Origin of the sequence: Kocuria massiliensis (assembly GCF_900169715.1) — a bacterium.
Taxonomy (GTDB): Bacteria; Actinomycetota; Actinomycetes; order Actinomycetales; family Micrococcaceae; genus Rothia; species Rothia massiliensis.
The window spans coordinates 59,026-82,593 of sequence record NZ_LT835159.1 but is presented as its reverse complement, the minus strand read 5'-3'; the positions used below and the strand labels follow the sequence as shown (position 1 = coordinate 82,593).

Genomic DNA, 23,568 nt, shown 5'->3' with positions numbered 1-23,568 from the left:
ATAACCCCTTACATCACTGCCGGCAGTAGGGTCGAGGCTGTAGATAGATTGTGGGAGAAGAAGATCGTCGTCGTGGACGGTCTGTGCAGGAATTTTGGGTCCTCAGCGTCGTTTCCACAGAGGCCGGCAGGTTGTCCCCTTAAGGTCCACAGTTCCTCGGGAGAAATCCACACTCTCATCCACAGGTGTTAATAAACAGGTTTTCCACCGATTCTTGGGACCTGTGGATAACTTAGCCCTCGCGTTGTTGCTGCTTGATCCTGTTGGTCAGCTCGGTGACTTGGTTGAAGATCTGGCGTCGTTCAGCCATCAATTTCCGAATCTTGCGATCTGCGTGCATCACGGTCGTGTGGTCTCGTCCCCCGAATTCTTGGCCGATCTTCGGAAGAGACATGTCCGTGAGTTCCCGCAACAGGTACATGGCGATCTGACGGGCGGTGACAAGTGTTCGGTTACGGGATTTGCTGCGGAGCTCATCCAGAGAAATCTCGAAGTAGTTGGCGGTTTGTCCGAGGATGGCCGATGAAGTGATCTCCGGGACGCCGTCGTCGGTAATGAGATCTTTGAGCACCAGTTCGGCCAAGGGAAGGTCCACCCGCTGCTTATTGAGCGAAGCGAACGCCGTAACCCGGATCAGGGCGCCTTCCAGCTCACGGATATTCGTCGTGATGTTGGAAGCGATGTATTCCATGACGTCGTCGGGGGCATCGAGATCCTCGTTCTGAGCCTTCTTGCGAAGGATCGCGATGCGAGTTTCCAACTCTGGGGGTTGGACGTCGGTGATGAGTCCCCACTCGAATCGCGAACGCATGCGTTCGGCGAAGCCCGAGAGCTGTTTCGGAGGAAGATCCGAGGTAATGACGATCTGTTTTTTGTGATTGTGCAGGGCATTGAACGTATGGAAGAACTCTTCTTGCGTGTGTTCCTTGCCTGCCAGGAACTGGATGTCATCGATCAGCAGCAGGTCAACATTGCGGTAGATCTGCTTGAAGCTGGAGCCTTCGTCGTCGCGAATCGAGTTAATGAAGTCGTTGGTGAATTCTTCTGAATTGACGTACCGAACGCGGTGGTTGGGGTAAAAACGCTTGGCGTAGTGACCGATCGCGTGCAACAGGTGAGTTTTACCCAGTCCGGAGTCACCGTAGATGAACAACGGGTTATACGCACTGGCCGGGTTTTCGGCGACGGCGAGGGCGGCAGCATGGGCAAAACGGTTTGACTGGCCGATCACAAACGTGTCGAACATGTATTTGTCGTTCAGACGAGCCGAGCTGTCCCACACGATCTCTTCTTGGCCACGATCGTATGCGTCACGAGGAATATCTCCACCGCGATCCGGTCCGTTCACACGCGGTGCGGGAAGATCGACTCCGGCGCTTTGGATCCGTGAGGGACCCTCCTCATCCATGCGCGGAACGTCCACGGGCGAAGAGTGAGACGCCGCATGGCCACGCTCGGCTTCCAATTCGCTGATGGGAGGCATCGACGAACCGGAGACCGTCACGGAATTCTCGTGTCGCAAAGATGGCTCGGGCGGGAGATCGCGGTTGGAACCGGCGGTTTGGGGCTCGGCGTCGCCCCAAGATGATGACGATTGCCGCTGTGAGGACGGGGCCGGCGTGGTCGACGACTGCGGAACGCTGCTATCGAGCTCCGGATCGATGACGAATGCCTCGGTGATGTCTTGGCCGAAAGACGCCGCGATGGACTCTTTAAAGGCCTGATGCATTTCCGTCTGGAAGATATCGCGGGTGTACTCGTTGGGAACCGCGATGATCAGGGTGTTTCCAAAGAGACCTTGAGGCTGAGCGAGTGGCAAAAAGGCTCGAAGGCGCCGGGCCAGATTCACATTCGCGCGAAGTTCGGAGATGCACGCATCCCAACGGGTTTGAACCTCGTCGTTGCCCTGAATGCTCACTGTTCTCCTAGGTCTCGGGACGGCTTCCGGTACGAAACGTGGCCTCCCTTGAATTTCCGTCCTTTCTCGGGCCCTGAGGGGCTCAAGAACGATCGGACATCGAAGGGGTGCCGGCGGTGTTCCACGTGCTCTACCCAGGTTCTCCACACGTTTGTCCACACCTGTGGATATTGTGGAAAACCTCGGACGACTCTAGATAGCTTAGGGCATGAGAAGGCCCCTCAGGCCCTCAAATTCGGGGAATTCTGTAATCACAACTTTGTAGTTCCGCGGCATCTCGCGCTTGGGGAGGGCAAAATTTTTTTCGGATTATCCACAGCTGTGCACACTTGGATACACACAGGCTGGGGATGTTGACAGTTGGTCTACAGAAGTGTCACATCTCCCAGTCGAATATGGGTGTGGCGTGCGTCTATTGTGCGAGTTTTCGCCTCAGATGACTTGACCGTTTCACGCGCTGGCTCGTAGAGTTTGTTAGTCAACTGCGCGTTGGACTATGTCCACCTGCCCGAAACCGCCCCTGCAAGGTGCGGGGAAATGGGCTGGATGAACCGACAGCGCGGCTGAACCGACAGCGCCCATCTTCTGTTCCTGATCGGGATGTGGTCCACGCGGACCCACAGCAGGGTAGGCCCAACCAACAGTCTTTGGAGTTATTACAGTGAGCAAGCGGACTTTTCAGCCGAATAACCGCCGTCGTGCCAAGAAGCACGGCTTCCGTCTTCGTATGCGCACCCGCGCCGGTCGTGCCATCTTGGCTAACCGTCGCGCCAAGGGTCGCGCTTCGGTTTCGGCGTAACTGACTCCCTCTTTGAGGGGATCTCTTCTGGTCGGAGGCTTCTTCTCGGAGCTTCGATGCCAGACGCCATACCGGTCTGCGTAGAAGGAGCCTTGACGTGCTGGCACAACAGCACCGGATGAGGACTTCTCAACAGTTCTCAGCAACTACACGTTCCGGCGTCCGCAGTGGACGCCGGAACTTAGTTCTATATGCGCGCCTTCTGCCTGAGGAAACAACCCCCACCGTATGTGGCTTCGTGGTGTCAAAGGCGGTGGGCAATGCCGTGACGCGAAACCTCGTCAAGAGGCGGTTGCGTGAACTCGTGGCCGTCACCATCAAAGGCCTTCCTTCCGGTCTGAGCATCGTCGTCCGGGCTCTCCCTCCTGCGGCGGAAGCCTCCTGGGAGGAACTGTCGAAGGACTACGACGCCGCTTGGTCGAGTGTGTCCCGAAAGATCGATGTGGATGTGTCTTCTGGCCCCACCCTGGAGAAGGCGCAATGACCGATCACACCGGACATCTTTCCGCCGGACACCCGGCTTCAGATCCCCTCGATGACCGCCTGCAGGCGGCACCTAGGGAATACGTCCGACCGCGGAGTCTGGGAGAAGCCGTGTGGACACTCCCCCAAAACCTGGTGATCGGATTTCTCCGCTTATACCGACGGTTGATCTCGCCGCTGTATGGCGACGTCTGCCGCTTCTTCCCTACGTGCTCGGCCTATGGGTTGGAATCCGTGACGGTTCACGGGACGGTCCGCGGTATCGGGCTGACCGTGAGACGATTGATTCGGTGCCACCCCTGGGCGACCGGTGGTGTGGATCCCGTACCTCCTGGCCGGCGAACTTTCACGCCGGGCACCGAGCCCAAGATTTTGCTGTTGAACCATCCGCCGATGGCGGAGTACACGACGCCCCACAAGCCTCGGGGCTAGGAGTCAATTCCTGATGAATCCAATCGACATCATTCTGTGGCCCTTCAAGTGGATTGTTTCGGCCGTCCTCTGGGTCTTCCACAGTCTGTTCACTGCCATCGGCATGGATCCGGCAAACGGCTGGACCTGGGTGCTGGCCATCGTGTTCATGACCTTCGTGATGCGTATCCTCACGGTTCCGCTTTTCATGAAGCAGATCAAATCTATGCGCGGGATGCAGGAACTTCAGCCCGAAATGGCCAAGATTCAGGCCAAGTACAAGGGTAAAAAGGACCAGCTGTCTCGTCAGGCCATGGCTCAGGAGCAGATGGCCCTCTACAAGTCCAAGGGCGCGAACCCGCTGTCCTCGTGCTTCCCGATCATCGTTCAGATGCCGATCTTCTTCGGTCTGTTGCAGGTGCTCCGAGGCGTCCCGGCGGCGTCGCAGAACCATGAAGGAATTCTCGTTCTCTCTGCGGACATGGTGCACCAGTTCAATGACGCGTACATCTTGGGTGCGCCCTTGTTCTCGACGCTCATGCAGCCGGGCAACGGCAATCACGTCGCCACCGTCACGATGGCGATCGTCATGATCATCGCGATGTCGTTGACGCAGTTCTTCACTCAGCGACAGCTCACCGCGAAGAACATGAGCGCACAGGCCAAAGAATCGCCGATGTACCGTCAGCAGCAGATGCTGATGTACCTGTTCCCGATCATCTTCGCTATCGGTGGCATCAACTTCCCGCTCGGTGTGTTGGTCTACTGGACCGTGTCGAACTTCTGGGCCATGGGCCAGCAGTGGTGGGTCATTCGCAACAACCCGACTCCCGGTTCCGAAGCCGAAAAGGAGCTCAACCGTCGTCGTGCGGAGAAGGGCCTCCCCCCGGTTGGTAAGACTAAGGAACAGCACGAGGCGGAACTCGAAGAGCAGCGTGAGCGTGCCAAAGGCGGGCAGCGGAAGCAGCCGGTCAGTAAGAATAGGCAGAAAAAGAAGAAGTAGTGCAACGTGGTCCGGCCCAGCAGGATGGGGCCGGACACCGTTGTCTTGAGTCCCTTGTGGGCGCGTCAGGTGCCCAAACGGATAGCTGCGCCGGAGCACCGGCCGCGGAAGCAGGAGATGTACATGGTTGATCATCACGAAGATCGCGCAGAGACCACCGAGGATGCGGTAGAGGCCACGGGCCCCGTCGCGGATCAGCAGACCGGCGGTACCCAGGAGAATTCTGCCTCGTCGGAGAACGACACCGTCGACGAGACGTCCGCCGATGAGGTTCTTGCCGATGAAGCCGAAGATGAGAGCGAAATCGCCGCCGACTACTTGGAAGAGCTCCTCGACATTGCGGATCTGGATGGCGACATTGACATCGAGGTTCGCCAGAACCGGACCTATCTTTCGGTCGTGACGGACGAGAACGAAGAAGACCTTGAACTCCTGGTGGGACGCCGTGGCGAAGTCCTGGACGCCCTTCAAGAGCTCGTGAGGCTCTCCGTTTTGGCTGCGACCGGTGAACGTACCCGCTTGATTCTCGACGTCGCAGGCTACCGCGATCGTCGAGGGAAAGAACTCCGGGATATGGCCGTGAATGCCATTGAATCTGTGAAGGATACCGGTGAACCCTGCCACCTCAAGCCGCTGAGCCCCTATGAGCGCAAACTGGTGCACGACGTCGTGGCCGAACACGGGTTCCATTCGGAGTCGGAGGGTGAAGGCTCACGTCGACACATCGTTATTACGTCCCCGCAGTCCAATGGAGCCTCCGAATGAATTCGGAAACCGAGTTGGTCGGTGCTGAACGCGAGGCCTCGGAAGCGGTATTCGGGGACAACCTGGACCTTGCGGAGCGGTACGTCGAACACCTGGCCACCAGCGGGATTGAACGCGGGCTGATTGGCCCGCGGGAGGTCCCCCGGCTGTGGTCCCGCCATGTGCTGAACTGCGCCGTGGTGGAGGGTCTCATTGAGCGCGAGGCACGCGTTGCTGACGTTGGTTCTGGGGCCGGGTTGCCTGGCCTCTGTTTGGCTATTGCCCGGCCAGACCTGGAGATTTCGTTGATTGAGCCCCTCGAGCGTCGGATTATCTGGCTGGAGGAAGTCGTCGACGACTTGGGTCTCGACAATGTGGAATTGCTGCGCGGTCGCGCGGAACAATTTGTGGGCGATCTCGAGGTCGACGTCGTCACGGCTCGTGCGGTCTCCGCTTTGGTGGGCCTGGTGGATATGACGCTGCCGCTTCTGCGCGGTACCGGCAAACTACTGGCCCTCAAGGGAAAGACCGCTGACGAAGAAATTTTGAAGGCGCAGAAGAAGCTGAACAAGTATGGCGCCCGGTCAACGGAAATCCTGACGGTTGGTGAGTCGATTCTGGAGCAACCGACGACGGTCGTACGCGTCGAGCTGTAGTTCCTGCTGTGATTCCCTCGTCGGATTGCCCGAACTGGGTCAGGCGATCCGTCGAGTTCTCCGTATCGTTTGGCGACCGGTGATCCACATCTGAAGGGAATGGCTGTATATCAATTCGAGGTTGCGGGTACTCTGGTGTGATGTGGAATCTATTCTCGGATCGTGAAAGGGACATAACTGGTGGCAGGACGACATAGGGCTCCCGATCCAACAGATGCGGGTATGCCGCCCAACCCTCAGGACCAATCTGATCCGGTTGTGCCAGATCAAGGTCGTCATGTTTCACGTGAAACGGTCGATTCCCTGACGTCCAAAATCAAAATTACGGATCGCCTGAAGTACCCCGTTGCGAGAGAGCTGATGAACGAAAAGAAGCGATGGAAGAAGTTGGCGAAACAACCGGTTCCTCGGCCCGCCGAGACCCGAGTCTTCACCATCAGCAATCAAAAGGGCGGTGTTGGGAAAACCAGCACGGCCGTTAACCTGGCGGCCGCAATGGCTGATCGGGGCTTAGAGACCTTGGTGGTAGATATCGATCCCCAGGGGAACGCCTCGACGGCGCTCAATATTGAGCATGGAGTCGAGGTGGATTCCACCTATGACGTCCTCATTGATGCGGCACCCATGAGCGACGTCGTCAAACAGTGCCCAGAGTATCCGAACCTCTATTGCCTTCCTTCCAACATTGATTTGGCTGGCGCGGAGATCGAGTTGGTGTCACTGGTTGCCAGGGAGCAACGCTTGGACAGGGCGCTCCAGGAGTATGCAAAGTATAGGGAAGAGCAGGGACTCCCCCGCTTGGACTACATCTTTATTGATTGCCCGCCGTCGCTCGGCCTCCTCACCATCAACGCGTTTGTGGCCGCCAAAGAGGTTCTTATACCGATTCAGTGCGAATACTATGCACTGGAAGGGCTTAGCCAGCTCCTTAAGAACATCGAGTTGGTACAGAAGCACCTCAACCCGACGCTGAGTGTCAGTACCATTTTGCTGACAATGTACGACGGACGCACCAACCTGGCTTCCCAGGTCGCTTCCGAGGTGCGGGAACACTTCCCGAAGCAGGTTCTGGACGCGGTAATTCCGCGGTCTGTCAGGATCTCAGAGGCGCCAAGTTACCAACAGACCGTTCTCTCGTACGACCCGCAGTCCACTGGCGCGTTGTCCTACCTGGAAGCGGCAGTTGAGATCGCGCACAAGGGAGCCCAATAGATCAAGATTGAGGGCCCGATTCCTCGAGGTATCGGGCCCTTTTTCATGCTCTAATACTCCATCTGGCCGAATGATCGAGGCTCGACGTGTAACTACATGTTCTACGCGATCGTGGAACCCGAATCCGGCACGACTCCCCTGCCCAGGCAGTGTTTCACATGAAACATTGCCCCTTCCTGAGCGAAGAAGTCATTGCATCGGGATCCCCTTCAAATGGCACTCCCCTGTGAAGCGGGATCGAACTTCTAAGTGCCACGACCAAATTGACGTCATATGACTAAAACGATTAGAAACTTCCGCCTCCGGGAGTCATTGGGAGGCGACTGTGCCGTTTCACGTGAAACACCGACGTGCGATGGAAAGGCGGAAAGTCAGCGGCAACGCACGAGATCGATCCGGAGTTGCTTTTCGTTTCTGTATCGCGTGCGGCCACGTTGTACTCACTAAGCGCCACGTTTCACGTGAAACGTCACAAAATGGCAACTTGTAGCCGCAAAAATCCAGTTGAATGTGGAAATCTGCCGACTACACGCACGGGGCCGGATAGACTGTTGGTAGTCAGCACAATTTAGAGGAGCATCGTGGCAGAACGACGTCGTGGACTTGGAAGAGGGTTGGGATCTCTCATCCCGACAGCACCCGAACAAGAGGCCAAAAGTAGACAAGCCAACGAACAACAAGCCGTAGACACCAATGGCAAGAGCGGATCGAGTCAAGGCGTTTCACGTGAAACGCCCGAACAGAGCTCTTCTCAGAAGACCGCCCGGAAGGGTCAAGCTGCTAAGAATGCCACAGCTGAGAAGAGTTCTTCTTCTGAGCAAGCGACGAGTGAGTCGAAGAACTCCGCCACAAAGGCAAAAGTGACCTCGACCAAGACAACGTCCAAATCCACTGCGAAATCAAAGAAGTCATCGGCTTCAGGTAGTGGCGCCAAGGCGACCAACGACGGTGGTAGCCAGAAGGCTGCTCCCGTTTCACGTGAAACATCGGCAGCAGGCACCGAGAACACTGATGAGGTGACGTCCAAGGCCGGTAACCGTAAATCCGGTAACGCCAGGGCTGATATGGGTGCCGCATTGCGTAAGAGCTCCGGTGGTAGGCGTCCGGTGGACTTCTTCTTCCAACCCTCGACAGCAGCACAGGAATCCGTCAAGGCTCCGTCTGATCAAGCGTCAGAGAGTCAAGAGGCAACTCCTTGGGCTGGCCGTGACGAGGTTTCACGTGAAACGACGCCCACGAATGAGGACGGCGCGGCATCGAAGGCAAATGCTCATGCTGCAGCCTCGGACGGGCAGAGTGAAAGTAGCACCGACGGAACCAAGCTGGTAAATGTTCCTGGTGCGAAATTTGGCGAAATCCCGGTAGGGGACATCCACCCCAATCGGAAGCAACCGCGTCAGGAATTCGATGAAGATGAGATGGAAGAGCTCGTCCATTCGATTCGAGAGATTGGGTTGCTTCAACCCATCGTGGTGCGGCCTAGCGCCGAGCAGGGACCCGAATCGTACGAGCTGGTGATGGGTGAGCGTCGTTGGAGGGCGACCCAACGTGCCGGTCTCGACACGATTCCGGCTATTGTTCGAAATACCCAGGATGTAGACCTACTTCGTGATGCACTTCTAGAGAATTTGCACCGGAGTCAGTTGAATCCGCTGGAAGAGGCCGCCGCCTACCAGCAGCTGCTGAACGAATTTGGGACGACGCAGGATGAACTGGCTCAGCGCATTGGTCGTTCCCGTCCACAGATCTCCAACACCATTCGACTCTTGCGGTTGCCGGCTCTGGTCCAAAGGCGGGTAGCTGCGGGAATTCTTTCGGCGGGTCATGCTCGGGCACTCCTAAGCCTCAGTGACCCGGCATCGATGGAGAGACTCGCGCAGCGGATCGTGGCAGAAGGCCTTTCCGTTCGGTCTGTGGAAGAGATTATCCAGTCAGGTTCTGCTGAAAAGTCCGCGAAGCCGGCACGTAAGCCTGTCGCCCCGCATCGCCATCACGAGCGGTTGGACTACATCGCCGACGCTTTTGCCGACAAACTTGATACGAGCGTCAAGATCAATCTCGGAGCCCGTAAAGGAAAGATGACCATTGAATTTGCCTCGGTTGACGACCTGAATCGGATTATTTCCGTTCTTGATCCGCAGATTGAGAAGGACCAGTAGGGGAGTGGAGGCTGGTTCTCTGAGCGAACCTGCTCCTGTCTGAAGGTTGATCCGTGCGTTGAGTGCGAGGGCGTCTCGACGTCACGGATGGGGCCTAGATGACAAAAAAGTCCCGGTGTGTTTCACGTGAAACGCACCGGGACTTTTTAGTTGATTTGGGTTACGCGAGGAAGTCCGCGAATTCCTTCTCGAGAATTGCCTTGGGCTTGGCTCCCACGGAGGTCTTGGCAACCTCTCCGTCCTTGAAGACGTAGATGGCGGGGATAGAGGTGATGCCATACTTGGCAGCGGTTTCTCCATTGTCGTCGACGTTGAGCTTGACGACGTCTACCTTGTCAGCGTGCTCCTCGGCGATCTGGTCCAGAACGGGTCCAACCTGGCGGCAGGGACCGCACCATTCGGCCCAGAAATCTACGATGACCGGACGGTCGCTCTTGAGGACATCCTCTTCGAATGAAGCGTCAGATACTGCTTTAGCGTTGCTCATGGAATTTCCTTTCAGATGAATTCTGTCGTGATCGTGGAGTTACAGGGATTCGAGGTAGTGCTGGGCGTCAATGGCGGCCACACAACCGGAGCCGGCTGCTGTGATCGCTTGTCGGTAGGTCGGATCGATGACATCGCCGGCCGCGAAGACGCCAGGCAGGTTGGTTTTGGATGAACGACCCTGTACCGCAATCGTTCCCTCCGCAGTGAGGTCCAGCTGTCCTTTGACAAGGTCGGTACGGGGGTCCGACCCAATAGCCACGAACAGGCCGTCGACCTCGAGGCGCTGGGAGAGACCGGACTTGAGGTTCTTCACCTGGAGAGCCTCCGTCTTGTTCTCACCTTCGATGCCTACCACGGCCGAATCCCACACAAAGGTGATTTTCGGGTGGTTGAGGGCCCGATCCTGCATGATTTCGGAAGCCCTGAGAGTATCGCGGCGGTGAATAATCGTGACGTTGGACGCGAAGTTGGTGAGGAACAGGGCTTCTTCGAGGGCTGAGTCGCCGCCACCCACCACGGCGATGGGCTTTTCCTTGAAGAAGAAACCGTCACAGGTTGCGCACCAGCTCACTCCGTGGCCCGAAAGGCGTGATTCGTCGTCGAGGCCGAGCTTGCGGTATTCGGAACCGGTCGAGATGATGACGGCTTTGGCGTGGTGGACCGTGCCATCTTGAAGAACGATCTCCTTGAGGTCGCCTGTGAGATTGACGCTTTCAACGTCCTCGTACCGGATATCGGCCCCAAAGCGCTCGGCCTGTTGCTGCATATTCGCCATGAGCTCAGGGCCCTGGATTCCCTCGATGAATCCCGGGTAGTTTTCAACCTCGGTGGTGGTCATGAGGTCACCACCGGCCGCGACGGAACTCGCGAAGACGACGGGCTTGAGGTTGGCCCGCGCCGTATATACGGCAGCGGTATATCCTGCAGGTCCGGATCCGATGATGGCGACGTCGTGCACGTTATTCTCCTCAGAACCGGACTGATGCGGAGTCTCCGCTTCCTTACCGGAGAGGTTGATCAACGGAGCGGCACCTTGTGAAAAGACGCTATCGGTCACTGAGTTCCTTTCATGACGGCCATGAACTGGCGGCGGCTACCAAGAGTCGAAGACTGTGTGATGACTCGACTCGTTGAAGATCTGATGGTGAAACCTACGGGGCCCTCGGAATATTCCGCAGTAGAAGGCAGAGGGCTCCCAGCGCATGGAATCAGGGTAAGACGACGCTCATAAGGCACACGTGGCCACCTATGCCGCGCAGCGCCCTTCAGAGAGACCACTCAGCATCCCGCCACGTGAGAGGGCTACTTCAACCCGATTTCGCCAATGTGGACACCGTTGTTGTATCCGCCAATGGGTGACGACACCTGAGGAAGCTTCGTGATGTACAACATGACGTACTGGCTCGACTTGGACTTGGCTTCATCCGAGAGATCAACGGTCGTCTTCCCGTTCTCGAATGTTCCCTGCCCGGCATTGGTGGCTCCATCCAAGCTGGGGGAGTCGTTGGTGAAAACGGTGAACTGCCCACCTGTGCTCTTCGGGGCATCAACGGTCAGCTGAGAGACTTTAGTCGGTTCCTGAAGCTTGATGGCCAACCCGATGCCCGAGACCAGGCCCCCAAAGTCGGGGGAAGAGAAACCGTAGCTCGTCCAATATGAGGAAGCGTTGCCATCAAAGGTTTTGGTGAGCGTGGCATCTTGGTCCGCCATAAAATCGGGGCGGTCGGGCACGAGGCGAGAGACCGAGGCGATCGTAGGTGAGGCTCCTGACGAATTACTGGACGAGTCGGAGGCCTCCGACGCTGATTGGCTTGGTGCAGAGGTCACCGTTCCACTAGGAACCGATTCCGACCCTGAAACTAATTTGCCGAGGCGGCTAAAACCGAATACCACCAAGAGCAACAGCAAAATGATGATGACAATGGCCGTGATCCACAGTCCGATGGAGCTACCGCGACGACGGTTGTCTTCAGAGTCGTCGTAGTAGTCGTCATCGTCGTAGTACTGGCCATCATCCTCGGGGTACTCGCCCTCATAGGGCTCGTCCTCGTAGGTGTCGTGCTCAGGGGAATCGTACTCGTCGTGGGCGTCATGGGAGCCGCTGAAGTCGTCGTCAAAGTCGTAGCGGCTGTCATCGTTGTAGCTCGAATCCGCATCACGCCATGACGCGGCCGAGGCACCGGCGGCTCCACCTGCGACGTCGGTAGCGGCCCGATCAAAGAGTGAACCACCCCTCGAGGACCCTCGAGACGAACGGCGGGCCGGAGGTTCCTCGCCGAAAGCCTCGTAGTCGGCGTCGGTCCACTCGGTAACACCTGGAGAATCCTGGTTCCGCTCGTCGAGCTTGGCCTGCGGCGAAGTTTCCGTGCCAACCTGCTCATAATCGGAGGAAGGCGCCGTCGGAGCATCAGAGCCTCCGAAAATTTCGCCTCCCAGCTCCTCATTCTCGGACGAGGTGTTGTCCTGATGATCGGTCAGGAGGAGATCAAGGAGGTCATTCGCCTGGGTGTGAGACGTGATCAGGTAGGTGATGTCGTCCGACTGACCAAGGTCGAGCACCTGGAGGGACCCGGACCGAGACCCTGTGGCGACGTCGCGAGCATTCTCGATCAGGAGGTCACTGTGCTCGGGGCTGGCGACGAGGATCGAGACCTTGCGCTCAAGGACTTGATCCTTGCCGTCGAGAACCTGGTCTTGCGCGGCGGTCGTGATGATCTGACCGGTCACCTTATAGCGGCCGCCCAGAACGGAGCCGAGTTGGATAGCCTGCGTCAAAAGAAACCCCCGCGCTGTTTGGGTCGAAGTAACAGTTCGATGATACCGGCGGACCGGCCGAGTGGCTCTATCTAGCGTCCAAATCGTGCCAAGACAGGACGAAGTATTCCGTCAAGTTCCCTCACACGGAACATTCGCAGGGCGCCGAGATACACCACGCCCATGACTAATCCGCCAACAATCACCGTGATGAACGCGGTGATTTGGCTGTGCCACGCGAAGCCCTCGAAGGAACCTCCGCCCATGAGCCGAAGGGCGATATATCCAAAAACGCCAGCAAAAATCGCCGATATGGATACCCGGAGGTGAGTCTTGACGATATTCGCCAGGTCGTAATCTCCGAGCCACTTCTTCAAGCCTCGGTGGAACAGAAGCGTTGCCAGAATGTTTTGCCCCGCGTAGAGCCCAGCGAGGCAGAAAACAATGTATTGGGGCTGAATACGCCCAACCAGGAATCCGAGGACGATCACCAAAACTGCGGAGATGGCTTGATTGACCAGCGGAGTTTTGGCGTCCTCGTGAGCGTAGAACGCGCGTCCCATCATGAAGGCGATGGTCAGGAAGGGACCGCCGAGGGCGATCACCGAAATCACCTGCCCCACCACGGCACCTTGAGCGGGGGAGCCGCCGCCAAAGAGCATTCCGACCGGGCCGGCGAAGACCACGAGGGCCACCGCGCAAAATATGGTCGCCACGGAGCTGATGCGCAGGCCCTGCGACAGTGTTTGGACGAGCGAGGCGTCGTCATTATTGTCCGCGTGACGAGACATTTGATTGAACAGCACGGTTGCGATGGACAAACCAATGACGCCGTGGGGCAACTGATACAGCATGGTCGATTGATCGAGCATGTTGTTACCCGCAATCGGATGGTTGAACTGTTCCTGGAAACCTTCGGGCGTCGTAGCGATGTGTGCAAGGAAAAGGAAGGACAGGTTGGCAACGACGCCGGTCGCGAGGGTCCAGCTACCGAGCCGGGCAGCGGTGCCGAGACCGATGCCACGCCACCCCAGCTTGAGACCCAATCCGAGCTTCAATGCCTTGAGAGGAATAAACAGGATGATGGCCTGAGTCGCCACTCCGATCGTTGCCATTCCGGCGAGCCAGAACGTCTTGTCGGTGGTCCAATGCGAGGGGTCGTGTTGTCCGGTCTGCCAGGTGCCGAACAGTGCGATGAATACCAGCAACGAGGCGATGGCGACGACGTTATTGAGTACCGGAGCCCACATATACGCACCAAAGGCACCGCGAGCATTCAGGATCTGGCCGACTACGGTGTACAGGCCGTAGAAGAAGATTTGGGGGAAGCACCAAAGGGCGAACGTGGTGCCCATGTCCAGCTTTTCCGGGGACCAATCGCTGGCCATGACCGAAATGATGGGTCGGGCACACAACACCACCAGGAGGGTGATGACAGCCAATCCAATCACTGCCAACGAGAGCAAACGCGAGATATAGTCCGCGCCTCCGTCGGGCTTTTTGGATGCCTTGATGATTTGCGGAACTAACACCGCATTGAACATGCCCGCAGCCACGAGGACATAGATGAGGTTCGGCAAGGTGTTGGCCAGGGCGAAGACGTTACCGGTGGTGGTGGAAGCGCCAATGGCCACCGCCAGGAGCATCGTCTTCACGAAGCCCAGAACGCGGGAGACCATGGTTCCTGCAGCCATAATGGCGCTGGAACGTGCACCGGTACGTGCCATATCTGTTCTGCCTAACGATGGAGGAATGGGAGTGACCTTTGCCGGGCCATCACCCACACGGTTCTACAGCTGATGGATGATGTATTCCCTGGCGATGTCTGCGATACGCCGTTCATTGGGGAACGATAATTTTCGACCGAGGTCATCGATATTGGACCAGGCGACGTCAATGGCCTCGTGATCAGGGTCTTTTTCGGTGGTTAGGTAACCACCGGTTGCTTGAAGGAGGAAGTGGTGAACCGTCTTGTGGACACGGTGTCCGGCGACGGTGAACCAGTAGTCGATGGATCCGAGGGGTGCGAGGACGCGTCCGGCAATGCCCGTTTCTTCCTCGATCTCACGACACGCGGCTTCCTCGTTGGTCTCTTCGCCTTCCGGATGACCCTTGGGAAGACACCATTCGAGCCTGCCGCCGCGATTGATGCGCGCGATGATGGCGACGGGATGATCCGTGGTCTCAAGATCGACAACGATACCCCCGGCAGAGACTTCTTCCACCGTGGGCAAGGGCGAAGGCGGGGTGAATGCCCGCTTCTTCGGCGCCCGGGGAACTGGAAAAGTCATACGTCCACCTTACAGAGTTCGACCTTGACACGTGCGGGAACGGCACCCGTGTGAAGGTGCCCTTGTCTCGGACGGTGACAGAGGCGCGCACCGTCGTCGTGGATTTCTGGCACGATTTAAGCACTATGGCAAACCTCTTTGACAGCTCATCGATCCACCCCGTCGCTCTAGCACTCGGCAAGCTCTTTGAGCAGCGAGGATTCGAGCTGTCCCTGGTGGGTGGCCCCGTCCGCGACCTTTTCCTCGGTGAAACTGCCTTGGATCTGGATTTCACGACGAATGCCACACCTGACGAAACCCTTGATGTGGCGAGCGATTGGGCCGACGCTCACTGGGAGATTGGCCGAGACTTCGGAACCATTGGCTTGCGCAAGGGTGATGCCATGATCGAGGTGACGACGTATCGCGCTGAGGCCTACGACGCGGACTCGAGGAAGCCAACCGTTGCTTTCGGGCGAAAATTGGAGGACGACCTTTTCCGCCGGGACTTCACGATTAATTCGATGGCGTTGAGGCTACCGAGCCTCGAGTTGGTCGATCCGTACGGCGGTGTGAAAGATCTCTCCGCTGCCGTGCTCCGCACGCCGGGGACGCCCGAAGACTCGTTCTCGGATGACCCGCTGCGCATGATGCGAGCCGCGAGATTCGTTTCTCGCCTGGACATCACCCCCGCACCGGAACTTGTGCAAGCCATGAACGACATGGCGGAGCGCATCACCATCATCTCCGCGGAACGGGTGCGCGACGAACTCGTCAAACTCATCATCGGGAAGAACCCGCGGCGAGGCATAGAGTTGCTGGTCAACACCGGGCTCGCTGCACATGTTCTGCCCGAAATCCCGGCGCTTCAAATGGAAACGGACGAGCACCATCACCATAAGGATGTCTATGAACATTCCTTGACGGTCATGATGCAAGCCGTGGATCTCGAAACGGGACCTGATGGTGCCGTGCCTGCACCAGATTTCACGTTGCGCTTTGCCGCCCTCATGCACGACGTCGGCAAGCCCGCCACCCGAAAGATCGACACCAATGGCGCAGTGAGCTTCCGTCATCACGACGTCGTCGGGGCCAAACTCGTGAAGAAGAGAATGCGGGCGCTTCGATTCGACAATGAAACCATCAAGAACGTGACCAGGCTCGTTGAATTGCACATGAGGTTCTACGGATATGGCGACGCCGGATGGACCGACTCGGCAGTACGCCGGTACGTGAGAGACGCCGGCGATCAACTGGAACGACTCCACCGACTCACCCGATCGGATGTCACGACCCGCAATCGCCGCAAAGTGCAACGCCTCCGAAAGGCGTATGACGACCTGGAGCGCCGGGTCGCCGAATTGGCGGAGCAAGAAGAACTTAACTCGATGCGGCCTGATCTTGATGGCCAGCAGATCATGAGCATTCTGGGGATCGAACCTGGACCTATGGTCGGCAAGGCATATAACTATCTGCTCAATCTTCGCTTGGATGAAGGAAGCTTAGGGCCCGAAGAAGCGGAACGGCGCTTGAAGCAATGGTGGGCCGAATCCAACACGGTGAATTAACGGTTCCTGGGACGTCACAGAATGTCCACAGAGCGAAGAGAATCCGCTTGGGGTAGTGCTAGGCACCAGTGCGAACTCATACCCAGGTATGAAATATGCTCCGGTCCGTGAATTGCCAGGGAATGTCAAGGACTTAGCCCTTAGGCTGGTTACGGACGACATTTACCCCGGTCAGTGCCGGGCAAGGAAGGAGCCACCATGATCGAGGTCTCTGGCCTCACCAAGCAGTATGGGTCCAAACGTGCCGTCGACAATATTTCCTTTGCCGTCCAGCCGGGTAAGGTCACCGGATTCCTGGGACCGAACGGCGCCGGCAAGTCGACGACGATGCGCATGATCCTGGGCTTGGAGAAACCGACGGCGGGCGAGGCGCTCGTCGATGGAAAGCGATACAGCGAACTTTCCTCGCCTCTGACGAGTGTTGGAGCGTTGCTCGAAGCGCGAGCCGTACATCCTCGTCGCAGCGGTGTGAATCATCTCCGGGCCATGGCCCTCACACACGGCATCCCGAAGTCCCGCGTGGACGAGGTCATCGAGATCACCGGGTTGAGCAGCGCGGCCAATAAGAAGGTCGGCGGCTACTCCTTGGGTATGGGACAACGACTGGGCATCGCCACCGCGATCCTCGGCGATCCGACCACCGTGATTCTGGATGAGCCGGTCAACGGCCTCGACCCCGAGGGCGTCATTTGGGTTCGTCAGATGGCCCGGTATTTGGCTTCGGAAGGCAAGACGGTCTTCTTGTCGTCGCACCTCATGTCGGAAATGTCGCAGACCGCAGATCACTTGATTGTGATCGGTCAGGGCAAGGTTCTGGCGGATCAGCCGTTGAATGAATTCCTGAATCAAGCTGGAGACGACCGAGTGTTGGTTCGTACCGACGATCCCAACGCTTTGGCCGAGGCTTTGCGGCGAGATCAAGTTGGCGTGACGCAGCAGAGCGACGGCTCCTTGTTGGTCAACGGCACCGGTCGCGAGGTGGCCCAACGGGCGCAGTCGCATGGTGCGTTGCTGTGGGAAATTACCCCGCAACAGGCCAGCCTCGAGCAGGTTTACATGTCGATGACGAAGGATTCCGTCGAGTACCGCTCGTCGGACCCGAACCAGGGCCTCAGCTCCGGAGGTGCACAGCCCGGCCAGAATCCTGGGGGCGCGCACACACCGGATCAGGTACAGGTGAATAACGAACCACAGTCTTCCGGCTACACCCCGGAGCACTCCACCGAACAGGCCACCCCCTGGAATCAGGAGGAGAAGTAAGCAATGAGCACAACCGTAGATTCACGTGGGCGGCAGGGATCCCAACCTGCCCACTCCAACGAAGCGAAGCACAAATTGTCGTTCTTTGGCGTTCTCCGTTCTGAGTCGTTGAAATTCCGCACTTTGGTGTCCAGCTGGGTCATGTTGGCCATCACCATCGTGCTGATGGCGGGGTTCTCCGCCCTGACGGCAGCTCAGGCCCGTACGGTCAAGAAGGCTCTGGACGACGCCATCCAAAACGGGAAACAGCCCGACCCCTACCTCATGCAGGTGGGTAACCCTGCCGACGTGGCACGGCAAGCCGTCGATTCGGGATATATCTTCGCCTATATCATTTTGGCTTCGATGGCCGTGGTTTTCATCGCCTCGGAATTTGCCAATAAGTCGGTCATCTCGACGCTCACCTCAACGCCTCGTCGCGGCATGGTGTACGTCGCCAAGACCGTGCAGATCACCATCGTGGCGATCATCGCCGCCATCATCTCCGGGGTCCTCGCCTGGCTCATGGCTCAGTTGGTGCTTTCCCCGGTGGATCTCACCTTCGGCCTCTTTGAGGAACAAACCCTGATGAACATCGTGGGTCTGATCGTGGTGTTCGTGCTGACGGCATGGATGGGCATTGGTCTGGGCGCGATCATCCGGAATAACGCGGGCGCCATCGTGATTTTGGTGGTCCTGCTGTTTATCCTGCCCCTGTTGTTGATGCCCTTCCAGTGGGAGTGGGTCCGGGACTTCCAGGGCTACATTCCTCAGCAGTTGAGTGGCATCCTCACCAACCCCTTCGAGCCGCAGAGCGACCCGAAGTACGTGGAGGCAGGCCTCTGGTATGCCCTGTGGGCTGTCGTGCCGCTGATTCTTGGATACTTCTCCTTCACTCAGCGCGACCCCAAGTAATGTGAGCGACCCTTTGCGGTAGCAAGCGAACGATGGCGGCGGTGTTTCACCGTCGCCATCGGTGTCTCCAGGTGCCGAAGCGGAGCGAATCGTCCACGCATCGCGAAAATCAAGCGCCAGGATGCCACCCCAACCATGCCGACCGATAATCTAGTAATCCCGTAGCCTGCGGGGATATTGGACCGAATTGAGGAGTAGCCATGAGCCACCCGCAGCCCGAGCACCATTCGCCGCAGTACATCAATTCCAACGGCAGTGCGCGGCCGGTATATGTGGTGAGGAAGAGTCTGGTGCTCTCTTACGTGCTCTGGTTCTTCTTGGGCATTTTCGGTATCCACAAGTTCTACCTGCGCGCACCCTTCATGGGAGTCTTCTACCTGATCCTTCACGGACTGGGATGGCTCCTCGCGCCGATCCTTATCGGCTATATATTCTTTGGAATCTTGGGGCTCTTGATGTTCATCGACCTCTTCACAATGCCCTTCCGTGTGGGCCTTATTAACGCGGGGGAGACGGCCCGTCTGAACAACCGCCGCTTCTAGGGCCCGACGACGCCGCGCGCCCAGGCGGGTGACATGGCTCCCAGAGGGGTGCTCTTTAGATAGCGGGTGCTGTAAAGTCGTGTAGGTCTGTGTCGACTCGGTCAATCCCCGAGTGATCAGGCAACGCACATGCGAACCTCCTGCTACGGAAATACCGTAGCCGCCAAAGACCAAAGGAGGTGGGTTCAAACATGCGTGAATACGAACTCATGGCCATCATTAACCCCGAGGTTGACGATCGCGCCGTTGAGACGACCCTCAACAAGTTCCTCGATGTGGTCCGTAAGAACAACGGCACCATCGAGAACATCGACATCTGGGGCCGTCGCCGTCTGGCATACGAAATCCAGAAGAAGACCGAAGGCATTTACGCCGTCGTCAACTTCACGTCCGAGCCGGACGTCGCCAAGGAACTGGACCGCGTTCTTAACTTGAACGAGTCCATCATGCGCACCAAGATCATCCGCCCGGAAGAGCAGAAGATCTCCTAGTTTCCACAATTGCGCCGGAACCGTCCCATGGGGCAGGAACCGGTGGTTGACTGGAAGCACTATTCAATACGACTCAGGAGGTCATGATGGCTGGAGAAACCATCATCACGGTTGTCGGAAACCTCACCGGCGACCCTGAACTGCGGTTCACCCCCTCGGGTGCCGCGGTCGCGAACTTCACGATCGCCTCGACTCCGCGAACTTTCGACCGTCAGAGCGGCGAGTGGAAGGATCAAGAAGCCTTGTTCCTTCGTTGCTCGATCTGGCGCGAGGCTGCGGAGAACGTCGCCGAGTCCCTCACCAAGGGACAGCGTGTGATCGCACAGGGTCGTCTCAAAGCACGGTCGTATGAAACCAAGGAGGGCGAGCGCCGCACCTCGATGGAGCTGGATGTCGATGAAATCGGCCCCTCGCTCCGCTTCGCCACCGCGTCGGTCAACCGTAACCAGCGCTCCGGAGGAGGAAACTTCGGGGGCAGCCAGGGCGGATACGGTGGAAACACCGGTCAAGGCCAAGCTGCGGGTGGTGCCCAGGGAGGTACCGGAGGAAACTTCGGCGGCTCCAACGGGTACGGCGGCAACGGTTTTAACCAGGGTGGAAACCAGCGGGGTGGCCAGCAGGCTCCCGCGGCGGATCCCTGGGGTCAGAACTCCGGTGGAAACTACGACTGGAGTGCTGGCCAGGACGACGAACCGCCGTTCTAAACCGAGGCGCAACCTTCCGATCCATGTATTAACCCATCCCGCGGTGTGAAATCCGCGGGCTCCACAACACTGAAGGAGCACCACGATGGCTAAGGCTGAAATCCGTAAGCCCAAACCAAAGCAGAACCCGCTCAAGGCTGCTGAAGTCACCGAGATCGACTACAAAGATGTCGCTCTCCTGCGTAAATTCATCTCCGACCGCGGCAAGATCCGTGCGCGTCGCGTCACCGGCGTGACCGTTCAGGAGCAGCGCAAGATCGCTCAGGCCATTAAGAACGCCCGCGAAGTTGCCCTGTTGCCCTACTCCGGCGCTGGCCGCTAAAGAGAAGGAGAGTAGAAGAACATGGCAAAGATTATTCTGACTCAGGAAGTCAGCGGCCTCGGTGCCGCTGGCGACGTCGTTGAGGTCAAGAACGGCTACGCTCGCAACTACCTCATGCCCCGCGGCCTCGCGACCGTGTGGTCCAAGGGCGGCGAACGCCAGATCGAGTCGATCCGTAAGGCCCGCGAGGCTCGTGCGCAGCACAACCTCGAGGACGCCCAGGCTCAGGCCGAGAAGCTCTCGGCCGCAACGGTCACGGTTCCGGTGAACGCCGGCGCCGAGGGTCGTCTCTTCGGTACGGTCAAGCCGGCCGCTATCGCCGACGCCATCCAGGCCGCAGGCCTTGGCTCGGTCGACAAGCGCGCCGTGACCATCGAGAAGAACATCAAGCGGACCGGACGCCACACCGTGGCCGTTCGTCTCCACGAAGATGTCGTTGCCAGCATCGAGATCGACGTCGTCGCATCCTAGATGCTGGTGACCACGCCGTGGAACACCTTGTGTGAGACCGTAGCGTGAGCATCGAACGAAGCCCGGTGTCTCTCCCCTTGGGAGGGGTACCGGGCTTCGTTGTATGTCACGAACTGACGATTCAGAACACGGTCAGATTCCCGTGGAAGGATGAAGGAATGGCCCCAACGAGTAAGCAGTCCGAATGGGAAGCGATGTGGGAAGACGCCGACGAGACCGGCGCTTCACAGACCCCGGGTCGGTTCAAAAGGATCGGACGGAAGAGCAATCGCTTTCCGTTGTTGCCCAGCACGAAATTGCTAGTTATCGCCACAGGCTTCTGGGTCGCTTCCATCGTCTTGATCGTTCTCGGATTCCTCGCGGGGAACACTGGATCGACGTCCACTGTCCTCGGGTTCTTCCTGGTGTGCCTGGTCGTATCGGCCATTGCTGCAGCCTTCGCGAGCTTCTTGGCCCTCTTTGGCCTCTTTAAATATCGACGCCGCAAGGCCCTGAACATCATCCTGCTGCTGATCTCCGTGGCCACTAACCCGTTGGTTCTCCTGATGGTCGCGATGAACGGCGTGGCGTAGGAAACCGACGCTCACCACAAAGTGAAGTCGTCATGCCCAAACACCAAGCCTTACGGGCTACTGGATGAGCCGTGTGATGACTTCGAAGCCCACAATGTTATCAACAGGTGGACCTCCCGCCTGTGGATAACTCGGCGAAAATCACTCGAAACCAAACCTTCAACCCTCACGTGAGGGGTGAATCTTCGAAAAATTAGGGCAGTTATCCACAGCCTGTGCATGGGATAATCCCTGATATTTCGCGGATTTCGGTACTACAAATTTGTTTATCCACACCGATATCCCCAGAGGGTCCACAAGAGGGATTCGCTTTTGCACAAGTTATCCACAAGATGAGTTGTGTCAGGCCGGAAACCGGACTGTCGGACGGCTTCCACGGCGTACAAGAGTCAGTAGGCTGGGGTAGCAGCGGTGAAGAAAAGGAGTCACGAATCGATGTCTGAAGCGGTCCAAGAACACGACGGCGGGCGGACCCCACCCCAGGACAACGTGGCCGAACAATCTGTGCTCGGCGGCATGATGTTGTCCAAGGATGCCATCGCAGACGTCGTCGAGGTTCTCATGGGCGTCGACTTCTACCGCCCCGCGCACGAGTCGATTTACGACGCGATCATCGATCTCTATGGCAAAGGCGAACCCGCTGACGCGATTACCGTCGCGGATGAGCTGACAAAGCGGGGAGAGCTCAGTCGAGTCGGCGGTGCGGCGTATCTGCACACGCTAATTTCGTCCGTTCCCACGGCCGCCAATGCCGGTTTCTATGCGGAAATCGTCCGCGAACGCGCCGTTCTGCGTCGTCTGGTGGAGGCCGGCACCAAGATCGTCCAACTGGGCTATTCGCAGGACGGCGAGGTCGACGACGTCGTGAACCAGGCGCAGGCCGAGGTGTACCAGGTCGCTGAACGCCGAACGTCTGAGGACTACGTCATCCTCAAAGAGATCATCGGCGAAACCGTCGAAGAGATCGAAGCCAACGGGGACAAGACCGACGGCATGCAGGGCGTTCCGACGGGATTCTACGAGTTGGACGAGCTAACTCATGGACTCATGGGTGGACAGATGATCGTCGTGGCCGCCCGTCCGGCCGTGGGTAAGTCGACGCTAGCGTTAGATATCGCTCGATCCGCCGCAATTCACCACAATCAGGCCGCGGTGATCTTCTCCTTGGAGATGTCCCGCAACGAAATCGCCATGAGGCTCCTTTCCGCCGAGGCCTCCCTGAACCTTTCCGACCTGCGCCGAGGCTCGCTGGAGGATAGCCAGTGGTCCAAGATCGCCGAAGTGATGGGCCGGATGGACAAATCGCCGCTGTTCATCGATGACTCTCCGAATATGTCCATGATGGAGATTCGGGCCAAGTGTCGGCGTCTCAAGCAGAAGAATAATTTGCAGCTGGTGGTGCTCGACTACCTGCAGCTCATGTCCTCCGGCAAGCGCGTGGAATCGCGTCAGCAGGAAGTCTCCGAGTTTTCGCGTTCGTTGAAGCTCTTGGCCAAGGAGCTCGAAGTCCCGGTCATTGCGCTGTCGCAGCTTAACCGTGGTTCAGAGCAACGAAATGACAAGAAGCCGATGGTTTCTGACCTGCGTGAGAGTGGTTCCATCGAGCAGGACGCCGACATGGTGATCCTGCTTCACCGTGAGGACATCTACGACAAGGAATCGCCGCGTGCCGGTGAGGCAGACGTGATCGTGGCGAAACACCGTAACGGTCCAACCAAAACGATTACCGTCGCATTCCAGGGCCATTATTCACGCTTTGCCAACATGGCCAACGACGGCGGTTTCTAAGCAACGTAATGTGGGGCGCCCACTGGCAAGTGAGCGCCCCACGTTCCGGAATCGCCGG

At 58.0% G+C, this 23,568-nt stretch carries 24 protein-coding genes; 18 read left to right on the top strand and 6 right to left on the bottom strand.

Going from position 1 to position 23,568, the window contains the following annotated elements; genetic code table 11:
- Positions 1-232: 232 nt before the first annotated feature.
- On the bottom strand, positions 233-1,918 hold the full coding sequence (dnaA, locus tag B9Y51_RS00620; protein WP_085528435.1) for a chromosomal replication initiator protein DnaA: 1,686 nt from the start codon (positions 1,916-1,918) through the stop codon (positions 233-235).
- A 661-nt stretch (positions 1,919-2,579) separates the two neighbouring features.
- Here dnaA and rpmH point away from each other — a divergent pair.
- The 8 genes from rpmH to B9Y51_RS00580 all read left to right on the top strand — a co-directional run bounded on the left by rpmH (position 2,580) and on the right by B9Y51_RS00580 (position 9,385).
- Positions 2,580-2,717: a 50S ribosomal protein L34 gene (gene rpmH, locus B9Y51_RS00615; protein ID WP_048680695.1), complete on the top strand. Its 138-nt coding sequence runs from the start codon at positions 2,580-2,582 to the stop codon at positions 2,715-2,717.
- Positions 2,718-2,814: 97 nt separating this feature from the next.
- Positions 2,815-3,201 carry a ribonuclease P protein component gene (rnpA, locus tag B9Y51_RS00610; RefSeq protein ID WP_085528434.1) on the top strand — a complete coding sequence of 129 codons (387 nt, stop codon included), beginning with the start codon at positions 2,815-2,817 and terminating at the stop codon, positions 3,199-3,201.
- Positions 3,198-3,632 (top strand): membrane protein insertion efficiency factor YidD, encoded by a 435-nt coding sequence (gene yidD / locus B9Y51_RS00605; protein ID WP_048680702.1) that lies wholly within the window; start codon positions 3,198-3,200, stop codon positions 3,630-3,632. The genes rnpA and yidD overlap by 4 nt, the downstream gene beginning before the upstream one ends.
- 13 nt (positions 3,633-3,645) lie before the next feature.
- A complete protein-coding gene (yidC, locus tag B9Y51_RS00600) occupies positions 3,646-4,614 on the top strand; it encodes a membrane protein insertase YidC (RefSeq protein WP_048680704.1) in 969 nt (322 codons plus the stop codon).
- 123 nt (positions 4,615-4,737) lie between these two features.
- Positions 4,738-5,379, top strand: coding sequence for a Jag family protein (locus tag B9Y51_RS00595; RefSeq protein WP_085528433.1), 642 nt, complete (start codon positions 4,738-4,740; stop codon positions 5,377-5,379).
- Positions 5,376-6,014, top strand: coding sequence for a 16S rRNA (guanine(527)-N(7))-methyltransferase RsmG (gene rsmG / locus B9Y51_RS00590; RefSeq protein ID WP_048680707.1), 639 nt, complete (start codon positions 5,376-5,378; stop codon positions 6,012-6,014). Before B9Y51_RS00595 ends, rsmG begins: the two co-directional genes overlap by 4 nt.
- 222 nt (positions 6,015-6,236) lie before the next feature.
- Entirely contained in the window at positions 6,237-7,226 is a 990-nt protein-coding gene (locus tag B9Y51_RS00585; protein ID WP_085528432.1) for a ParA family protein, read from the top strand.
- A gap of 860 nt (positions 7,227-8,086) precedes the next feature.
- A complete protein-coding gene (locus B9Y51_RS00580) occupies positions 8,087-9,385 on the top strand; it encodes a ParB/RepB/Spo0J family partition protein (RefSeq protein ID WP_245826006.1) in 1,299 nt (432 codons plus the stop codon).
- Between the two features lie 160 nt (positions 9,386-9,545).
- On the opposite strand, the gene trxA is transcribed toward B9Y51_RS00580, so the two are convergent.
- From trxA to B9Y51_RS00555, 5 genes are all read right to left on the bottom strand, one after another.
- Positions 9,546-9,872: a thioredoxin gene (gene trxA / locus B9Y51_RS00575; protein ID WP_048680715.1), complete on the bottom strand. Its 327-nt coding sequence runs from the start codon at positions 9,870-9,872 to the stop codon at positions 9,546-9,548.
- A 39-nt stretch (positions 9,873-9,911) separates the two neighbouring features.
- Positions 9,912-10,931 (bottom strand): thioredoxin-disulfide reductase, encoded by a 1,020-nt coding sequence (gene trxB / locus B9Y51_RS00570; protein ID WP_425432040.1) that lies wholly within the window; start codon positions 10,929-10,931, stop codon positions 9,912-9,914.
- A gap of 245 nt (positions 10,932-11,176) precedes the next feature.
- The gene (locus B9Y51_RS00565; RefSeq protein WP_085528430.1) at positions 11,177-12,649 is read right to left on the bottom strand and encodes a hypothetical protein; all 1,473 of its coding nucleotides are present in this window, start codon (positions 12,647-12,649) and stop codon (positions 11,177-11,179) included.
- Positions 12,650-12,720: 71 nt separating this feature from the next.
- Positions 12,721-14,355, bottom strand: coding sequence for a murein biosynthesis integral membrane protein MurJ (gene murJ, locus B9Y51_RS00560; RefSeq protein WP_085528429.1), 1,635 nt, complete (start codon positions 14,353-14,355; stop codon positions 12,721-12,723).
- Positions 14,356-14,418: 63 nt separating this feature from the next.
- The gene (locus B9Y51_RS00555; RefSeq protein ID WP_085528428.1) at positions 14,419-14,919 is read right to left on the bottom strand and encodes an NUDIX hydrolase; all 501 of its coding nucleotides are present in this window, start codon (positions 14,917-14,919) and stop codon (positions 14,419-14,421) included.
- Between the two features lie 125 nt (positions 14,920-15,044).
- On the opposite strand from B9Y51_RS00555, the gene B9Y51_RS00550 reads away from it, so the two are divergent.
- The 10 genes from B9Y51_RS00550 to dnaB all read left to right on the top strand — a co-directional run bounded on the left by B9Y51_RS00550 (position 15,045) and on the right by dnaB (position 23,510).
- Positions 15,045-16,466, top strand: a complete 1,422-nt coding sequence (locus tag B9Y51_RS00550; protein ID WP_085528427.1) for a CCA tRNA nucleotidyltransferase — start codon at positions 15,045-15,047, stop codon at positions 16,464-16,466.
- Positions 16,467-16,664: 198 nt separating this feature from the next.
- Complete coding sequence (locus B9Y51_RS00545) at positions 16,665-17,726, top strand: ABC transporter ATP-binding protein (RefSeq protein ID WP_085528426.1); 1,062 nt, start codon at positions 16,665-16,667, stop codon at positions 17,724-17,726.
- Between the two features lie 3 nt (positions 17,727-17,729).
- Positions 17,730-18,620 (top strand): ABC transporter permease subunit, encoded by an 891-nt coding sequence (locus B9Y51_RS00540; RefSeq protein ID WP_085528425.1) that lies wholly within the window; start codon positions 17,730-17,732, stop codon positions 18,618-18,620.
- A gap of 200 nt (positions 18,621-18,820) precedes the next feature.
- A complete protein-coding gene (locus B9Y51_RS00535; RefSeq protein ID WP_085528424.1) occupies positions 18,821-19,162 on the top strand; it encodes a TM2 domain-containing protein in 342 nt (113 codons plus the stop codon).
- Positions 19,163-19,353: 191 nt separating this feature from the next.
- Entirely contained in the window at positions 19,354-19,653 is a 300-nt protein-coding gene (rpsF, locus tag B9Y51_RS00530; RefSeq protein WP_030016483.1) for a 30S ribosomal protein S6, read from the top strand.
- An 86-nt stretch (positions 19,654-19,739) separates the two neighbouring features.
- The gene (locus B9Y51_RS00525; RefSeq protein WP_085528423.1) at positions 19,740-20,357 is read left to right on the top strand and encodes a single-stranded DNA-binding protein; all 618 of its coding nucleotides are present in this window, start codon (positions 19,740-19,742) and stop codon (positions 20,355-20,357) included.
- Positions 20,358-20,442: 85 nt separating this feature from the next.
- The gene (rpsR, locus tag B9Y51_RS00520; protein WP_048680746.1) at positions 20,443-20,679 is read left to right on the top strand and encodes a 30S ribosomal protein S18; all 237 of its coding nucleotides are present in this window, start codon (positions 20,443-20,445) and stop codon (positions 20,677-20,679) included.
- Between the two features lie 21 nt (positions 20,680-20,700).
- Positions 20,701-21,150 (top strand): 50S ribosomal protein L9, encoded by a 450-nt coding sequence (gene rplI / locus B9Y51_RS00515; protein ID WP_048680749.1) that lies wholly within the window; start codon positions 20,701-20,703, stop codon positions 21,148-21,150.
- A 158-nt stretch (positions 21,151-21,308) separates the two neighbouring features.
- Positions 21,309-21,722 carry a hypothetical protein gene (locus tag B9Y51_RS00510; protein WP_126855840.1) on the top strand — a complete coding sequence of 138 codons (414 nt, stop codon included), beginning with the start codon at positions 21,309-21,311 and terminating at the stop codon, positions 21,720-21,722.
- Between the two features lie 435 nt (positions 21,723-22,157).
- Positions 22,158-23,510, top strand: a complete 1,353-nt coding sequence (gene dnaB, locus B9Y51_RS00505) for a replicative DNA helicase (protein ID WP_048680754.1) — start codon at positions 22,158-22,160, stop codon at positions 23,508-23,510.
- The last annotated feature ends 58 nt before the right edge of the window (positions 23,511-23,568 follow it).

Coding starts and splice junctions, on each gene's coding strand:
- yidD (WP_048680702.1), top strand. CDS start 3,198: ATGACCGATCACACCGGACATCTTTCCGCCGGACACCCGGCTTCAGAT.
- yidC (WP_048680704.1), top strand. CDS start 3,646: ATGAATCCAATCGACATCATTCTGTGGCCCTTCAAGTGGATTGTTTCG.
- B9Y51_RS00595 (WP_085528433.1), top strand. CDS start 4,738: ATGGTTGATCATCACGAAGATCGCGCAGAGACCACCGAGGATGCGGTA.
- rsmG (WP_048680707.1), top strand. CDS start 5,376: ATGAATTCGGAAACCGAGTTGGTCGGTGCTGAACGCGAGGCCTCGGAA.
- B9Y51_RS00585 (WP_085528432.1), top strand. CDS start 6,237: ATGCCGCCCAACCCTCAGGACCAATCTGATCCGGTTGTGCCAGATCAA.
- trxA (WP_048680715.1), bottom strand. CDS start 9,872: ATGAGCAACGCTAAAGCAGTATCTGACGCTTCATTCGAAGAGGATGTC.
- murJ (WP_085528429.1), bottom strand. CDS start 14,355: ATGGCACGTACCGGTGCACGTTCCAGCGCCATTATGGCTGCAGGAACC.
- B9Y51_RS00555 (WP_085528428.1), bottom strand. CDS start 14,919: ATGACTTTTCCAGTTCCCCGGGCGCCGAAGAAGCGGGCATTCACCCCG.
- B9Y51_RS00550 (WP_085528427.1), top strand. CDS start 15,045: ATGGCAAACCTCTTTGACAGCTCATCGATCCACCCCGTCGCTCTAGCA.
- B9Y51_RS00545 (WP_085528426.1), top strand. CDS start 16,665: ATGATCGAGGTCTCTGGCCTCACCAAGCAGTATGGGTCCAAACGTGCC.
- B9Y51_RS00540 (WP_085528425.1), top strand. CDS start 17,730: ATGAGCACAACCGTAGATTCACGTGGGCGGCAGGGATCCCAACCTGCC.
- B9Y51_RS00535 (WP_085528424.1), top strand. CDS start 18,821: ATGAGCCACCCGCAGCCCGAGCACCATTCGCCGCAGTACATCAATTCC.
- rpsF (WP_030016483.1), top strand. CDS start 19,354: ATGCGTGAATACGAACTCATGGCCATCATTAACCCCGAGGTTGACGAT.
- B9Y51_RS00525 (WP_085528423.1), top strand. CDS start 19,740: ATGGCTGGAGAAACCATCATCACGGTTGTCGGAAACCTCACCGGCGAC.
- rpsR (WP_048680746.1), top strand. CDS start 20,443: ATGGCTAAGGCTGAAATCCGTAAGCCCAAACCAAAGCAGAACCCGCTC.
- rplI (WP_048680749.1), top strand. CDS start 20,701: ATGGCAAAGATTATTCTGACTCAGGAAGTCAGCGGCCTCGGTGCCGCT.
- B9Y51_RS00510 (WP_126855840.1), top strand. CDS start 21,309: ATGGCCCCAACGAGTAAGCAGTCCGAATGGGAAGCGATGTGGGAAGAC.
- dnaB (WP_048680754.1), top strand. CDS start 22,158: ATGTCTGAAGCGGTCCAAGAACACGACGGCGGGCGGACCCCACCCCAG.